At 53.1% G+C, this 15,449-nt stretch carries 14 protein-coding genes and 2 tRNA genes; 4 read left to right on the top strand and 12 right to left on the bottom strand.

What is annotated here, in order from left to right; translation table 11 throughout:
- Nucleotides 1-7 precede the first annotated feature (7 nt).
- The 5 genes from hisD to ACTU44_RS06870 all read right to left on the bottom strand — a co-directional run bounded on the left by hisD (nucleotide 8) and on the right by ACTU44_RS06870 (nucleotide 4,297).
- Nucleotides 8-1,303, bottom strand: coding sequence for a histidinol dehydrogenase (gene hisD, locus ACTU44_RS06890; RefSeq protein WP_462097030.1), 1,296 nt, complete (start codon nucleotides 1,301-1,303; stop codon nucleotides 8-10).
- Nucleotides 1,293-1,952: an ATP phosphoribosyltransferase gene (gene hisG, locus ACTU44_RS06885; protein ID WP_114099079.1), complete on the bottom strand. Its 660-nt coding sequence runs from the start codon at nucleotides 1,950-1,952 to the stop codon at nucleotides 1,293-1,295. The genes hisD and hisG overlap by 11 nt, the downstream gene beginning before the upstream one ends.
- A 62-nt stretch (nucleotides 1,953-2,014) precedes the next feature.
- Nucleotides 2,015-3,307: a UDP-N-acetylglucosamine 1-carboxyvinyltransferase gene (gene murA / locus ACTU44_RS06880; protein WP_462097029.1), complete on the bottom strand. Its 1,293-nt coding sequence runs from the start codon at nucleotides 3,305-3,307 to the stop codon at nucleotides 2,015-2,017.
- Between the two features lie 82 nt (nucleotides 3,308-3,389).
- Nucleotides 3,390-3,944, bottom strand: a complete 555-nt coding sequence (gene dcd / locus ACTU44_RS06875; RefSeq protein ID WP_008891765.1) for a dCTP deaminase — start codon at nucleotides 3,942-3,944, stop codon at nucleotides 3,390-3,392.
- A gap of 191 nt (nucleotides 3,945-4,135) precedes the next feature.
- Nucleotides 4,136-4,297: a hypothetical protein gene (locus ACTU44_RS06870; RefSeq protein ID WP_181850337.1), complete on the bottom strand. Its 162-nt coding sequence runs from the start codon at nucleotides 4,295-4,297 to the stop codon at nucleotides 4,136-4,138.
- Between the two features lie 202 nt (nucleotides 4,298-4,499).
- Between ACTU44_RS06870 and ACTU44_RS06865 the strand changes: the two genes are divergently transcribed.
- Nucleotides 4,500-4,574 (top strand) — tRNA-Thr (locus ACTU44_RS06865).
- Nucleotides 4,575-4,603: 29 nt separating this feature from the next.
- Nucleotides 4,604-4,678 (top strand) — tRNA-Thr (locus ACTU44_RS06860).
- Nucleotides 4,679-4,783: 105 nt separating this feature from the next.
- Here ACTU44_RS06860 and ACTU44_RS06855 read toward each other — a convergent pair.
- Both ACTU44_RS06855 and ACTU44_RS06850 read right to left on the bottom strand, forming a co-directional pair.
- Nucleotides 4,784-6,067: an oligosaccharide flippase family protein gene (locus ACTU44_RS06855; protein ID WP_462097028.1), complete on the bottom strand. Its 1,284-nt coding sequence runs from the start codon at nucleotides 6,065-6,067 to the stop codon at nucleotides 4,784-4,786.
- 6 nt (nucleotides 6,068-6,073) lie between these two features.
- Nucleotides 6,074-7,105 carry an NAD-dependent epimerase gene (locus ACTU44_RS06850; RefSeq protein ID WP_336080347.1) on the bottom strand — a complete coding sequence of 344 codons (1,032 nt, stop codon included), beginning with the start codon at nucleotides 7,103-7,105 and terminating at the stop codon, nucleotides 6,074-6,076.
- Between the two features lie 209 nt (nucleotides 7,106-7,314).
- On the opposite strand from ACTU44_RS06850, the gene ACTU44_RS06845 reads away from it, so the two are divergent.
- Both ACTU44_RS06845 and ACTU44_RS06840 read left to right on the top strand, forming a co-directional pair.
- Nucleotides 7,315-8,058 carry a putative metalloprotease CJM1_0395 family protein gene (locus ACTU44_RS06845; protein WP_114099075.1) on the top strand — a complete coding sequence of 248 codons (744 nt, stop codon included), beginning with the start codon at nucleotides 7,315-7,317 and terminating at the stop codon, nucleotides 8,056-8,058.
- Nucleotides 8,059-8,346: 288 nt separating this feature from the next.
- Nucleotides 8,347-9,000, top strand: coding sequence for a response regulator (locus tag ACTU44_RS06840; protein ID WP_114099074.1), 654 nt, complete (start codon nucleotides 8,347-8,349; stop codon nucleotides 8,998-9,000).
- A gap of 80 nt (nucleotides 9,001-9,080) precedes the next feature.
- On the opposite strand, the gene ACTU44_RS06835 is transcribed toward ACTU44_RS06840, so the two are convergent.
- From ACTU44_RS06835 to ACTU44_RS06815, 5 genes are all read right to left on the bottom strand, one after another.
- Nucleotides 9,081-11,039, bottom strand: a complete 1,959-nt coding sequence (locus ACTU44_RS06835) for a hybrid sensor histidine kinase/response regulator (RefSeq protein ID WP_462097027.1) — start codon at nucleotides 11,037-11,039, stop codon at nucleotides 9,081-9,083.
- A gap of 88 nt (nucleotides 11,040-11,127) precedes the next feature.
- On the bottom strand, nucleotides 11,128-12,126 hold the full coding sequence (acuI, locus tag ACTU44_RS06830) for an acrylyl-CoA reductase (NADPH) (protein WP_462097026.1): 999 nt from the start codon (nucleotides 12,124-12,126) through the stop codon (nucleotides 11,128-11,130).
- A gap of 108 nt (nucleotides 12,127-12,234) precedes the next feature.
- Nucleotides 12,235-12,606: a YkvA family protein gene (locus tag ACTU44_RS06825; protein WP_462097025.1), complete on the bottom strand. Its 372-nt coding sequence runs from the start codon at nucleotides 12,604-12,606 to the stop codon at nucleotides 12,235-12,237.
- Nucleotides 12,607-12,640: 34 nt separating this feature from the next.
- Complete coding sequence (gene asnB, locus ACTU44_RS06820) at nucleotides 12,641-14,401, bottom strand: asparagine synthase (glutamine-hydrolyzing) (RefSeq protein ID WP_462097024.1); 1,761 nt, start codon at nucleotides 14,399-14,401, stop codon at nucleotides 12,641-12,643.
- The gene (locus tag ACTU44_RS06815) at nucleotides 14,401-15,426 is read right to left on the bottom strand and encodes a glycosyltransferase (protein ID WP_462097023.1); all 1,026 of its coding nucleotides are present in this window, start codon (nucleotides 15,424-15,426) and stop codon (nucleotides 14,401-14,403) included. The genes asnB and ACTU44_RS06815 overlap by 1 nt, the downstream gene beginning before the upstream one ends.
- Nucleotides 15,427-15,449 lie beyond the last annotated feature (23 nt).

The following is a 15,449-nucleotide window of genomic DNA, read 5'->3' as shown; positions in this document are numbered from 1 at the left end:
CAACAGCTTACATCTGGTTTGACCGGATCGCTACAGAAAGTCCATGTGCCTGCAGGCCTTCGCTTTCAGCCAGTGCAATTGCCGCTGGCCCGATTTTGGCAAGGCTTTCCGGTGTACACTTGATCAGCGAGGAACGCTTGACGAAGTCCAGAACCCCGAGACCGGAAGAAAACCGCGCCGAACGGGCAGTTGGCAGAACGTGGTTCGGCCCGGCGACATAGTCACCAATGGCTTCTGGCGTGTAGCGCCCCAGGAAGATCGCACCTGCGTGATGAATGTGTTCAGCCAGTGCGTCCGGGTCATCCACCGCCAGTTCCAGATGTTCCGGGGCGATCCGATCCACAAGGGCCGGAGCCTGCGACAGATTTTCCACCAAGACAATTGCACCAAAGTCGCGCCAGCTTGCGCTTGCGATTTCGGCACGCGGCAATGTTTCAAGATGTTTATCAATAGCCTGCTGCACACGACTGGCAAACTCGGCGTCATCAGTGATTAAAATCGACTGTGCAACCGGGTCATGCTCGGCCTGCGACAGAAGATCAGCTGCTACCCAGCTCGGATCATTGCTGCCATCCGCCACCACGAGGATTTCGGACGGACCGGCAATCATATCAATACCGACCTGACCGAAAACGCGACGCTTGGCTGCGGCAACAAAGGCATTGCCCGGACCAACAATCTTGTCGACTGGCTTGATGGTTTCCGTGCCATAGGCGAGTGCTGCAATCGCTTGCGCACCACCGATACGATAGATTTCATCAACGCCAGCAATACGGGCTGCGGCCAGAACAAGCGGGTTCATTTTGTTGTCCGGGGTCGGCACCACCATGACAAGGCGCTGAACGCCAGCAACCTTTGCCGGAATCGCATTCATCAGAACTGATGAAGGATAGGATGCAAGACCACCGGGAACATAAAGACCCGCCGCCGAAACTGCCCGCCAGCGCCAACCAAGCTCAACCCCGGTTTCGTCCGTATAGCGTTCATCAGCAGGCATCTGTTTGGCGTGATAGGCACCAATACGCTCTGCCGCAAGCTTGAGCGAGTCCAGCAGGTCAGTTTCAATATTTGCGATCGCAGCGTCGACTTCGTCCTTCGTGACGACCATGCCCTTGGCATCGATATTGAGGCGGTCGAACCGGTTGGTATAGTCACAAACGGCTTCATCACCACGCGTGCGAACATCGGCGATGATGTCGGCAACGGCCGCATCAACATCGGCATCCGATTCGCGTTTCATGCCCAGCAGCTTGACGAAGTCTTCTTCAAAGCTGGCGTCGGTAATGGAAAGATTAAGCGGCATTTACTACCTCGGAGAAACGGTCGATCCAGGGCTGAATATCGGTCGGGCGGGTCTTAAGGGCCGCACGGTTCACCACCAAACGCGATGTCACATCTGCAATATGTTCAATCTCGCGCAGGCCATTGGCCTTAAGGGTACTTCCGGTCGATACAAGATCAACGATACGACGGCAAAGTCCGAGTGTAGGGGCGAGTTCCATCGCGCCATTGAGCTTGATGCATTCTGCCTGTACACCGCGGGCTGCGAAATGCGTGCGTGTAATATGCGGATACTTGGTAGCAACCCGGACATGCGACCAGCGCGACGGATCATCACCGTCAACCATGTCTGCCGGTTCGGCAACCGCGATGCGACAATGCCCGATATTCAGATCAAGCGGTGCATAGATGTCAGGATAATCAAATTCCATCAGGACATCGTTGCCGCAAACCCCGATATGGGCGGCACCAAAGGCAACAAAGGTTGCAACATCAAAGCTGCGCACACGAATGATATCGATATGCGGATGATTGGTGGAGAACCGAAGCGCACGGGATTTCGGATCATCAAATGCCGCTTCCGGTTCGATCCCTGCGGATCGGACCAGTGGCATCACCTCGTCAAGAATGCGCCCCTTTGGCAGGGCCAGCACCAGCTTTTCGTCACTCATAAATCAGTCGCCTTACGCGTTTGTCTGTCGTCCGGATCGTTTTGCGATCACAGTCCGGCCAATCAGGCCGGAACCCGGACACGTTCGATCTGCGCCCCGCAGGCCGCAAGTTTTTCTTCCAGCCGTTCATAACCACGATCAAGATGGTAGACACGGTTAATAACTGTCTCGCCTTCGGCTGCCAAGCCTGCAAGCACCATTGATACCGATGCACGAAGATCGGTGGCCATGACTTCGGCCCCGGAAAGCTTGGCACTACCGCGCACGATCGCAGAACGGCCATGCACATTCACATCCGCCCCCATACGACCAAGTTCGGGCACATGCATGAAGCGGTTTTCAAAAATGGTTTCGGTGATCATGGATGCACCATTGGCAACCGACATCAGCGCCATGAACTGTGCTTGCATATCGGTCGGGAAACCCGGATAGGGTTCGGTCATGACATCAACACCGCGAAGGGTTGCACGGTTACCGCGCACTTTCATGCCGTTTTCGGCTTCCTCGATCTCGACGCCGGCCTTTCTCATCGCATCAACAAGACTTTCGATCAGATCCATCCGGGTGCCGGTAAGTTCAATCTCCCCGCCCGTGATGGCAGCAGCAATCGCATAGGTCCCGGTCTCGATCCTGTCGGGCACAACCGAATATTCGGCACCATGCAGGCGCGGCTTGCCGGTCACTTTCAGGGTGTCGGTACCAATGCCTTCGATCTCGGCCCCCATCGCAACCAGGCAATGAGCAAGATCCGATACTTCGGGTTCCCGCGCGGCATTGGCGATGGTGACAACACCGTCGGCAAGGGATGCCGCCATCAGGGCATTCTCGGTCGCACCAACCGAGACCTGCGGGAACAGGATATGACCGCCCTTAAGGCCTTCTGGTGCGCGGGCTTCGATGTAGCCCTCGGTCAGGTGGATTTCCGCGCCCATGGCTTCCAGCGCCTTGAGATGAAGGTCAACCGGACGGTTCCCTATGGCACAACCACCAGGCAGGGAAACACGCGCGATGCCGCACCGCGCAACAATCGGACCCAGCACCAGAACCGACGCACGCATTTTGCGAACAAGGTCGTAAGGTGCGGTTGTGGACGTGATTTCCTTAGCGGTCATTTCCAGAACGCGACCTGTGTGGCCGCCATTGGGCGCATGACCGTTCAGATGCAACGCCACACCATGCTGGGCGAGAAGATTCGCCATCGATGTGATGTCTGCCAGATGTGGCAGATTTGAAAGGGTCAGCGTTTCATCTGTCAGCAGAGCCGCTGCCATTAGCGGAAGGGCCGCGTTCTTGGCACCGCCAATTGCAATTTTTCCCTGCAACCGGCGACCACCGGAAATCTTGATCTTGTCCATTCAATCCTCTTTGTGCTGCGCGCATAAACGCAGCAAACGCGCGTCTTGGCATGTCAATGCCAGATTGGTTGCCATGCCTTTATCACAGACGCGGCAATGTGACACCTTTTTGGCCCATATATTTCCCTGCGCGATCCGCATAGGAGGTATCGCACTCGCTTTCGGCTTTCAGGAAAATGAACTGGCATGCGCCTTCATTGGCGTAAATGCGTGCTGGCAAAGGTGTCGTGTTTGAAAATTCCAGCGTCACATGCCCTTCCCATTCCGGCTCAAGCGGTGTGACATTGACGATAATGCCACAACGGGCATAGGTCGATTTGCCAAGGCAAATCACAAGCGTGTCGCGCGGGATGCGGAAATATTCCACGGTGCGCGCCAATGCAAAACTGTTGGGCGGGATCACACAGACTTCGGTCTGACGATTGACGAACCCGTCATCAGAAAATTCCTTGGGATCGACAATGGCCGAGTCGACATTGGTGAAAATCTTGAACTCGTCAGCAACACGGGCATCATAACCATAGGAACTGACACCGTAAGAAATGACACCGTCACGTTTGAAACCGTCGACAAACGGCTCGATCATACCTTTTTCCTGCGCCATCTGGCGTATCCAGTGATCCGGTCTTACCGACATATTGCCATCCCCTTGTTGCGAAAAAGTCCCAGTGCTTTTCAGCATATTCGGTTTTACCCGTGCGACGCCCCCAAGATCAACCAAACGATATGCTCGGGCGCACTTTCTGCTAGTCCCGCCCTCATCGGCATTTCGGCCGTCATAATCTCCATCCCGTTCACGAAGCGCGAACATCAGGAGGCATGAACGACCTATTTGTCTGCATTCTTGTCCGAAACAGAGTCGTTCTGCGTTTCCTTGCGCGAGCGCTGCTGTTGCTTGCGCTTGGCCAGATTGGCGCGAAGGGCCTCGGCTTCACGCTTAAGGCGCTCTTCATTTACCGCTGGGCGGATGTCAGATTTTTTTGCTGTCATGGTCCGATTTGGGTTTCTCGTTCAAATAGCCGGTTCATTCCTTGGGCCTGTTATAAAACAGCAGGCGAAAAATTACAGCCGATCTTGACGAAAACAGGGCGAAAAGCACGGTTGTGCAATCATTCGGAAAACTTCGCATATTTCGGGCTTGACCAATTACTGATACGTGGCCTATAACCCGCCCGCACCGCATGGGGCATACGCTGCTGTAGCTCAGGGGTAGAGCACTCCCTTGGTAAGGGAGAGGCCGGGAGTTCAAATCTCCCCAGCAGCACCATCCCCCATCGATTTGCCTGATGATATCGGGCTGCTGTAGCTCAGGGGTAGAGCACTCCCTTGGTAAGGGAGAGGCCGGGAGTTCAAATCTCCCCAGCAGCACCATTTCCCCGGACTTGTTATTTGAAAACTGTGTTTATGCGTTCAATCTGCATAAATGACATTTTGCGCATCTGCTCCGCAGATATGCTTTCCCGAAAAGTCACAGAATTATCGCTGGATAAGAAACCGCAACGAAAAGATGGTCGGGTCGACTTTAAGTGTCTTGTGGCACACGATGGCAAGGATCATCGGGTAACCCGCCACAGACAGAGCAGCAACAACAACGCCCCCCATCATGCCGATCTGGGTCATTGCTAGTACAAGCCCGATCACAGTCAAACATGCCCAGACTGAGACTATTTTGGTCATCGCCCGGTGAATGCCCGTCATATTGAGCAAGGCAACACTTGGCCCACAGGCAGCCTGCAGCCCGTATGCAACAAGCATCACGCGCAAATACGGAACAGCTGCCCCATAGTCACTGCCGAACAGGGACAGTAACTCGGGTGCCAAAATGAAGAATGCACCGCAAACAGGCACCGCCACCAGCATCGAGAAACCTGTCGCCCGCGATACCAGAGACTGCAATTCCCAAGTATCGTCTTTGGCCATCGCCGTGGAGAGAAACGGTGCCACAACTGAATTCACTGCAGTCAGTGCGAATGCAACCAGCATCGCCAAACGAATGACAGCCCCAATCTCACCAGCATCAAATGCCGAGAGCAATACACCGGCAAGAATAACTGGCGACTGATTGAGCAAAGCGATGGCAAGCTGGGAGAATAGAACATTCAATCCAAGCTGCAGCCAAAGGCGAATATCGGCCATGCCGGGATTAAAGGCACTTGTCCACCTGATATGGCCGCCCCTGACAACAAGGAACAGGGCCGAGAGCATTGCGACAGCAAGTGCAACCGCATAAGCGCTGACCACTGTCAGAAGGCTGAGATCGCCGTACACCCAAAAATAAAGTGTCAGAAGGCACACAGAAAAGACAAGCGGCCTGACGACCGCCTCGCCAACCACCGCACGCGACACGTTGGCATCTGCGCGAATGGCACCTTGCAAGACGGCCATTATCACCGCCAAGGGCAAGCAAATGCCTGCCGCGAAACCGATTTCAAAGCTGTAATTTCGGAAATGGACGAGAACAACTGCAAGGACAATACCGCCGATAATCGACAGAATAGCTGCAAAGGCCAGGACAAAGCGCTGCATGCCGCTGACAAGATGCCGCTGCCCTTCCTCCCGATATTTTGGCAGAAACCGCACAATAGCGGTATCCATGCCAAATGTTACGACAGGAGCCGCCGAGATAATCAACCCGAGTATGACTGAAAAGAAGCCGAAAAGATCCTTGCCGCCATACCGTGAGATAAACACGCTGGCCAGAAACATCATGCCCGCCGAAAACGCGTTGGCGAACAGCACGAAGATCGCGGCAAATTTCACATCAGTTTATCCGTAAAAGGACCGGTACCATTCAACAAAGTTACCAATCCCTGTTTCGATTGACGTTGCCGGCTTGAAGCCAACCGCGTCGGTCAGGGCATCGACATCGGCATAGGTTGCCGGAACGTCACCATCCTGCATCGGCAACATGTTCTTTTCGGCTGTCTTGCCCAATGCCTTTTCGATCGTCTCGATCATATACATCAGCTCGACCGGGCTGTTATTGCCAATATTGAACACCCGATAAGGTGCCGAGCTGGTAGCAGGGTCCGGTTTCGCCGAGTTCCAGTCTGGATTTGGTTGTGCGACAGAGGAAATGCAACGGTAAACACCTTCGACGATATCGTCGATATAGGTGAAGTCGCGGCGCATCTTTCCTTCGTTAAACACATCAATCGGACGCCCTTCAAGGATGGCCTTTGTAAACAGGAACAAAGCCATATCCGGACGACCCCAAGGACCATAAACCGTAAAGAAGCGAAGACCGGTGGTCGGCAAACGATAAAGATGGCTATAGGTATGGGCCATCAGTTCATTGGCCTTTTTTGATGCCGCATAAAGGCTGATCGGATGATCAACATTGTGATGAACGGAAAATGGCATCTCTGTATTCATACCATAGACAGAGCTGCTCGACGCATACACCAGATGCTTCACGCCATTATGACGGCAACCTTCGAGGATATTGGTAAATCCGACCAGGTTGGAATCGATATAGGCATGCGGATTTTCAATCGAGTAACGCACACCGGCCTGAGCAGCCAGATTCACGACATAGGTCGGCTTTTCGGTGGCAAACAGGTCTGCAATACCTTCGCGATCTTCAAGATCCATGCGCACAAACTTGAAACCGGACTTGCCTTCAAGACGGGCGAGACGCGCTTCCTTAAGGTTAACGTCATAATAGTCGTTGACGTTATCCAGTCCGACAACCGTTGATCCCTGCTCAAGCAATTTAAGACAAAGATGCGAACCAATGAAACCGGCAGCACCCGTGACGAGTACTTTTTCGTTAGCGGGAATAACAAAGTCGGACATATGTGTATGAATTCCTGATTGAACGGAGCACAGCGACCATCACGATATCGCCGGGATTTGGCTTTTCTGATAGCAGCAAGCCCCGGATAGCGCAAGGTATCCGCACCCCTTGTTTACAGGCAAATCCGAAACAAGACTCAGAACGCGTTTTCTGATACTGTGATCAAGATGAATTCTTGTTTCAAAATCGAGGAAACATATCTGGACCAATGATTGCAGCTGGTCAAACCATAGCAAATCCGAATAGCGGCGGATTGGGCATTATCCTGAATGTTCGGGAAATTGCGCAAACGGCCGACGGGCGTGTTTTGGCCGAATATGAAGCCGTCGAGGTCCAGCGCCAATTGGCAAAGGGCAGCGGACTTTCACCTTATGCCATTGCAGGTGAAGGTGCCGATGGTGCAAGAACACGTATTGTCGATCCAAGAACCCTGACCGAAGCACAGGCCGTTGCAGGCGGCGTAAGCCGGTCTGAATATCGCGACGCACTGAAAGCCAGCGACGATAATAGCAACAGCCCCAACGCGCCCTCTGATGGCACAGACCTGGACCCGGCAGAAGAAGCTGTGGTGTCACAACTTCAGGCCCGCGACTCAGCCGTCCGTCAGGAAGAGGAAGCTCACGCTGCGGCCGCAGGCCCCTATGGATCTGCACCACAATACACTTATCAGATCGGCCCGGATGGTAATGCATACGCCATTGGTGGCCATGTGGATGTCAGCGTCTCCTTATCAGGAAGCAAAGCTGACCGAGACCGCGCTTTGGCAACTTTACAGAATGCGGCGCTTGCACCAAATGCACCGTCTGGTGCCGATATGGCAGCCTTCCGTCAGGCCAGCCTGCTGCGCGCAACAGGCAGCCACGAAAGCAGAGCATTCTCGCCGGAAGAATCCATTAGTCAGAATAGCCGTTCCGGAGACGACATCGCGCGGAACGTTTCAATCACGGCCTGATTCCCGACCTTTTGAAACACCTTCTAACCTCCCATATACTATGCATTATGGGAGAACATATTGACTCTCGATCAGATTAACCTATCTGATCGAATAGTTGAGCCTTTCAGAAACTATCCTGCCGTTTGACACAACCCCGGTTTTGTTGAATGCTGCGCTCGCGTCCGGGGGGGACGCTTGAATTGACAATCTAACGATCGCGCGTAACCGTCTCTTGAGCACGGGGAGCGTTTCCGAAGCCAATCACCAGATGTCAGAGCTTTGGACAAGAACGGGTACTGCATAAAAATGAACATCCTGCTAGCAGACGACCACGATCTCGTCAGAGACGGGATAACTTCCTTTCTAAAACTCGCAGCGCCGGAAGTAGAAGTCGCGCAGGCGAAGGATTTCGCAGAGGCACTTGCCGTCGTTGACGGCGAAACGGACGTCGAACTGACAATCCTTGATTTGAACATGCCGGGGATGAATGGTCTTTCGGGCCTGACCGTCATGCGTCAAAAACATCCCGAAATACCGGTCGTCATTCTTTCGGGTTCCGTCAAGAGAAGCGACGTTCTTAATGCACTGGAACATGGTGCATCGGGTTATCTGCCCAAAACGCTTTCGGGAAAATCACTGATCAACGCTTTACGCCTTATCCTTTCGGGTGAGAAATATATTCCGTCGGCATTGCTTGAGGATGACGGGTCACAGATCCGTCCAGGTGAAATTGACCTTGATGGTCTCGCACCGGACAATCCCCTGCGTCAATTGACCAACCGTGAACGCGAAGTTCTTGGTCTTCTGACAAAAGGTCTTTCCAATAAGGAAATTGCAAAACAGCTCACGGTTCGTGAAATCACGGTCAAAGTACATCTTACAGGTATCTTTAAGAAGCTTGGCGCAGCCAACCGTACCCAGGCCGTAAAAATTGCCATGCAGCTTGGCTGGGAAGCATAGGCAGCATCGTTGCAATTGCAAAGAACTGGAAAAGCCCGGCTATGCCGGGCTTTTCCTTTGTCTGCACAACAGAAAACTGGCTACATTTGCCCACAGACTTCTGACAACTCGTCAAGAATTCCCAGAAGTTCCTTAAGATTGAGCGGTTTTGACATCACCATCACCGGCGCATCAGCACCATCGTCATCAACCGGACGTTCGGCGTCACCGGGATGCCCCGTCATTACAATCACCGGCAATGCAGGATCACGGCTTCGCAGTTCTTTGACCAGCGAATTACCATCCATCTGAGGCATACGGATATCGGTAATCAGGATATCGGGTTGAACAACACCGGCTATCGCCAGGGCATCTTCACCGTTGCTTGCTGCCGAAACATTATAACCCTGTGCTTCGAGATACCCCGAAATAATCTCCATCGCATCAATCTCATCGTCAACGACGAGTATCCGCGTATTCTGGCGTGCCGCAGTATTTGAAGATGTATCATTAAATACCTGCTCGTCGGGGATATCAGCGAAAATATCCTCCGACACGTCCCCGAAACTCACAATCGGAAGAGTTACCTCAAAGCAGGCCCCGTCCCCCTCGTTGCGCACATCAATCTTGCCATTCATTGCTTCGACAATCCCGAAACTGACGGAAAGGCCAAGCCCCGTCCCCTTGCCTACATCCTTGGTTGTAAAGAATGGGTGGAACAACAGATCTATGGCAGCTTCGGGCACCCCCCCACCGTTATCATTCACAGCAAGTTTCAGAACCTTGTGGTTTTCATCAACCATCGCACTCAGTCGGATAAGTCCGCCAATGCTGCCATCATCACCATTCTCGTTGATCGCGTCGCGCGCATTGGTCAACATATTGACCAGAACCTGCTCCAATTGAACCTGACGCCCTTTGACCAGACATGCCTGCGCGGGCGGTACAACCTCGATCATGATGCCTGATAAACGACAATCATGCTCGATCATGTCAACGGAGCGTTCCACCGCCTTCATTGGATCGAATGGCACAAAATCATCATCATCCGGTCGGCTATAGATTTGCAAATGTTTGATGATCTCTGACATGCGTTCCGTCTGGCTGCTGATCAAGGACAACCTTTCGCGCTGAAACGCCGGTTTGACAGCCTCCAGATCATATTGCAATGCGCAGGTATCTGCGGCCATGCGGATCACATTTAATGGCTGATTCATCTCATGGGCAACAGAGGCCGCCATCTCACCAAGGGTAGCAAGTTTGGACGTCTGAACAAGCTGCCGTTCAATTCTGCGTTTTTCGGTGACGTCTTCAGCCAACATGAGCATTGCGGGCGCACCTTCATGTGTAAACGCAATGGCCGAAACTTCCAGTTCGACGTTATCGCCGTCCGGACGCTGACAAATGATTGTAAAATCAGCGCGTCCACCATACCCGTCCTGATAACGTGCAATATATTCACCCAGCGTTTCCTTGCTGGTCGGATGCACCATTTCCATGAAAGAACGGCCAACCAGTGCGGCACTATCCTCCGCCCCAAGAATGGAAAGCCCCTGCTGGTTGATATAAACGATTTCCTCCCCGCTCAGGATCGAAATCAGTTCAGGTGCAAGTTCAACCAGCTTCCGGTAACGTTCCTCACTTTCCTTGAGCGCACGCTCCGCACGAGAACGTTCAATAGCATAGCGGATTGAACGGCGGATGGTGCGTCCATCAGGAAACTCCTTTGTCAGGTAGTCCTCCGCCCCATGTTGAAGGGCTTCAAAAGCAAGCTCTTCATCCTTGTGCCCGGTCAGGACAACAACCGGTGCGGTATTGGCACAACTGCGTATCTGACTGATGGTGGCAACACCTGATGAGTCAGGCAAAGTCAGATCAAGCAGCACCACGTCAAAAAGCGCGTCGGGACCATCGCCATTCAGTACCGCCATCGCCGATCGAAGGTCGCTACGGTGTTCGATGTCAAATGGTTCTCCGGTTTCTTCCAGAAGCGTTCGCACCAGAAAGGCATCGCCGGGGTTGTCTTCAACAAGAAGAATTCGAAACCGCTGCTCAGGCATCGTCATATTTTTCCAACTGTCAGATTGGCAGTTCCCGAACGGATGCTAGTTCCCCGGGAACTGTTGATTCTGCAAAGATTTGATGACACTAGCAATCTTGTACATCAATCAAAAGCCGACCTTTGACTTGTCCCTTCAATATCCTTTCGCCCCAAGGAAGAATATCGGAAAGAGCGACCTTTGTCGTTGCAGCAGCAAGATGATCCTTTGGCAGTTCGCTGGCAAGACGTTGCCATGCCTTTATACGGGTTTCATAGGGGCACATCACTGAGTCAATGCCGATCAGTCGAACCCCGCGCAGCAGAAACGGAATAACTGTTGCCGGTAAATCCGGCCCGCCTGCCAACCCGCATGCTGAAACCACACCATGGTATTTCATCTCGGACAAAACATGGGCGAGTGTCGTGCTACCGACACTGTCTATTGCACCAATCCACCGTTCCGTCAAAAGCGGTTTGCTTGTGTCCGTCAACTCGTTGCGATCAATGATGGTTGTCGCCCCAAGCTCGCGCAAATATGCGTGGGTTTCTTCACGCCCCGTAGATGCAGCAACCCGATAGCCAAGAGCAGACAATATGGAAACGGCAACAGACCCGACGCCGCCAGCCGCACCGGTCACCAGCACTTCACCATCTTGCTTGGGCGAAACGCCTTGTTCTTCAAGGGCCATAACAGCAAGCATTGATGTAAATCCGGCAGTTCCGATAGCCATGGCCTCTGCACCGTCAAGCCCGTTTGGAAGATGAACAAGCCAGTCGGCCTTGACGCGTGCAAATTGTCCATAGCCACCCCAATGCGCCTCACCAACCCGCCAGCCGGTCAGCACAACCTCATCGCCCGGTTTGTAGCGATCATCACTTGATGAAACCACCTCGCCCGAAAAATCAACACCGGGTACATGCGGATAGGTTCGAACTAGTCGTCCCAAACCGTTCAGGATCATTCCATCCTTGTAATTAAGGGTCGACCATTTCACCCGAACAAGGACTTCACCCTCGGGCAGGTCGTCAATTTCAAGGGTTTTAAAACTTCCAACAACAGATTTATCCTGCTGATCCAGAACCAGTGCACGGAACGTCTCGCCCATGGGTTGCCTCCATCAATGATCATTTTATTGATCAAAGTTAGTGGTCCGCCGCAGGCCAGTCAAATACACCATTGGTAAAGGGGGCTTTAGTCTGCAGTGTCAAAGGGATCAGTTCCCTGACAAAGTTGCGTTTTCTGCACTGCCAAGAACTAGAATTAAAATCACCACGATGATCAGAAGACCAAGATAAAGATATACCCTTCGCGATGATGAAGCTGCATCTGATTCAGCCGGAACAATATCGTCCTGCACTGCTGGTGGCAAACTACGATAAGACAACCAGCCCAGCAACGGGACAATCACAATGTCATCAAGCCAGCCAAACCCGACCAGAATATCGGGCAACAAATCAACCGGACTGATCAGATAAATCAGTCCGGCAAGCAGCAATAGCTTGGATTTCAGGCCGACATCCCCACGCATCAATGTGCGCAGCATATTGGGAACAATCATCCAGACTGAAGGTCCGACCCTAGGCATTCAATGCCCCTTTGACTGAAAAGTTACCCCGCATTCAGGGGGCAAGTGTTTCAAAAACGTCCTTTTGCGGGGCATGCCCCAACACATTGGTCTGATGCCAAAGCGCATAGAACAGAAGATGCCAGCAAGCAGCAGCTTCTCTCTTGCCCGGTGTTGTGAACAGCTTCTCAACAGCGGCTGGATCAGCAATCTCAAGCACACCGGCCTGATGAGCCACTAGCGGGCCAAGACGGTTACCCTTGTTTGCAATCCACTCGCCAACCGGCACCGTAAAGCCGCGTTTTTTCGCAAACGGGTGCGCCATTGGCAGACACCGCTCAAGCCAGCTCCGAAGCAGGAACTTGCCAACCCCTTTACGGACCTTGAGGCGATCGGGCAATTGATAGGCAAAATCGGCAACGGCAGGGTCCAGGAATGGTGTCCGCCCTTCAAGACCATGTGCCATCAACATCCGGTCAAGCTTGATCAGAAGATCATTTGGTAGCCAATCCGAACAATCCACGGCCTGTGCCACGGCGAGGCGCGAGCGTTTCCCTCGATTTTCTCGGCTTTCCGATGCGGCAATTCCGTCGCGCCAACCGTCAAGAACACTGGGGCGGAGGACATCAATCTTGTCAAAGGTTCCCTTGGAACGCATCACACGCCCACCCAGCAACAATGGACGCATTACGGAACGATATCGACCATATCCACCAAACAGTTCGTCTCCGCCCTCACCGCACAAAACCACTTTGAAGTCGCGTGCAGCTTCGCTGGCAAGCTTGTAGGTCGGAAGGATCGCATAATCGGCAACCGGGTCATCCATCCGCGCAGCAACTTCGGGCAACAACGTCCAGAAATCACTTTCAGAGAACATGACCTCAATATGATTGGCATTGCACGCCTTGGCGACCTCACGTGCAATGTCTCGCTCGTCATGGACGCTGGATGCTTCAAAGGCCGCCGTATAAGCCGTTACCGGTCGTTCATTCAGACGATGCATCATGCCAAGCAACGACGCACTATCAATACCACCGGACAGGAACATGGCATAATCAACGTCTGATCGTTGATGCAATCGCACTGACTCTTCGAAAACGCGGTCCCAGTCGCTCAGCGCGGCGTCGAGATTTGTTCCAACGGCACCGCGGTCTCCCAGAACCTGACGACGACGACGATCAATAATCCGTCCATTGTTGAGGACAATGGTTTCCCCCGGAAGCAAACGCTTGATCCCGTCAAAGATCATGTCACTGCCGGTTGTAAACTGAACCTGCAACAATTCGGCACGTGCGTCATCGCGGACTTCGCGAGCAACCAGTCCGGCGGCAATCAGTGCCTGCGCTTCGGATGCAAAGGCAAAGAATTCGGGGGTTTCAACATAGTAAAGCTGTTTTATCCCGAATGGATCACGACACAGCACAACCTGATTTTCAATCACATCATGAATCGCAAAGGCATACATGCCACGGAGCTGGTCAAAACCCCCGATATTATCCCGTGCGTAAACTCTTAGTGCCGTTTCGCTGTCAGAACGCGTCTTGAAGCTTGCTTCACAGAGGCTTTTTCTAAGTTCGATATAGTTATAGATCTCGCCATTGGCGATCAGCACACTGCCGTTCTCATGATATAGTGGCTGATCTCCGGTATCGAGATCAATGATCGCAAGACGCGTCTGGATGAAGCCGACCGGTCCTTTGACATAACGCCCGTCACCGTCCGGGCCCCGATGGCCCAGCGCATCACGCAGACGATCCAGAATTTCGGGATCAAGTGTTTGCTTGTCCTTGGCGATATAACCGGCAATTCCGCACATTAACGCGCAACCTCGTCAAAGAAAGTCTTGTATCGGGCAACCACTACGTCTTCGGTGAAATCCGCCTCAAAGGCGGCGCGACCATTGGCTGACAATGTGTCGGAAAGCGTCTTGTCGTCAAGAACTGTACGAAGATCACGGGCCAGTGCCGGCACATCTTCAAGCGGAGAAAGCAAACCGCTCTCCCCCTGTGTAATCAACTGAACGGGCCCCTGACTTGCCTGTGCGACCACCGGTTTTCCGTTTGCCCACGCTTCGATAACCATGTTGCCCAGCGGTTCGTGGCGCGACGACGCACAGAACACATCACATGTGGCAAACAGATTGGCCACATCGCGCCGCCACCCCAGCAAACGCACACGATCTGCAACGCCGCATTCGCCAGACAATTTCAACAGATCATCTTTTAGATCCCCTGCACCCGCGATCCATAGATATGCATCCGGCACATCGACCATCGCACGGATAAGGGTATCAAACCCTTTGTTTTGATGCAGACGTCCCAATCCAAGAACAAGCGGCGCATCTTTCGGGGTGTTGAACTCCGAACGATCAATGGCAATCCCCGGTGTTGCATCAACAAAGTTGGGCAAATAGTGGGTCCGATCAGACGGCCAGCCTTCGCGCACAAGATAGTCGCAAATATCTTTGGTATTGCCGATCAGATGATCACAATCCCGGAAATTCTTGAGTTTGTAATAACCGCCAAGTCGCGCAACCTTGGTGAAGTCACCAGATGGTGTCATTCGGCTGGCACGGTTCATCCATGTCAGAACGATGCGTGGCTTGTGCTTTCTGATCTGTTGGCGCAATCCCCAGGGTGTGCGCAAATCAAATCGCCCACCAAACGGCAACTCATCAAAGGATACCCCGTTTGCGGCCAGAACCGGATTACGCCCTTCATTGGGGCGGACGACACAGTGCTGGTCGACACCCGCGCGTTGAAAGCCGCAGGCCAGTCGCACAAAAAATTCCTCAGCACCGCCGAACGGACTGCCCGCCATGGTTTGCAGCAACATGGTCATGCACTGGTCTCCAACTGAACCTG

The organism is Thalassospira sp. SM2505, from assembly GCF_054901115.1.
The sequence above is the reverse complement of the archived record's forward strand: the minus strand, read 5'-3'. Positions and strand labels throughout refer to the sequence as shown.